Genomic DNA, 861 nt, shown 5'->3' on the forward strand with positions numbered 1-861 from the left:
AAGGATATATAGATGAAAATGGAGAATTAACTGAGAAATCTTTAATTGAATATTCTAAATATTTAATAGGAAATATAGAAAAGGAAATCGAAGGNATATTTGAATATGGAAAATATTTATCAAATTATATTGGAAATGATGAGGAATTTTATAATAAATATTTTAATATAGGAGATAAATATAATAAAATTGATATAAAAGAAACAATAAGAAATTATATAAAGAATAAAGAAGTTTACAAGATTTGTTGTTAATGTTAAAAGAGAAAATAAAGGTGGTAAAATTAATNNTATTAGATGTATCTGGAAGTATGATTGGGGAAAAAATATTTGAAGCAAAAAAAGCTTTAATATTATTAATATCAAAGATATTAGAAGAAAACAATCTTTAAGATATAATATTATTTAATGATAAGATTGTTATAGAATATGATAATGTTAGAGGATTAAAGGATATAATAGATATATTAAAAATTATACCAAATGGAAGCACAGATATTGCCTTAGCATTTAATTATTTACTAAATAAAGAAGAAAATGGACATATAATATTAATAACCGATGCATTACCAACAAAGGGAAAAAATCCTGTAGAAAGAACTTTAAAGTTAGCTAAAGAATTAAGCCAATATTATTATATATCAATAATTGGAATACAATAAAATGATGAAGGAGAAAAAATTGCAAAGGAAATAGTAAAATATGGAAGAGGAAGATTATTTATCTCTGAAGATATAAAAGATTTGAAAAAACTATTATTATTNGAATACGAAATATCTNNNCAACAGATGATAAAATAATTTCTTCAGGTTTATTTTCCCCTAATAAACTTCTTAAATTTTCCTGATAATTTCTTTCTTGC

The organism is Candidatus Nanopusillus massiliensis (assembly GCF_920984865.1).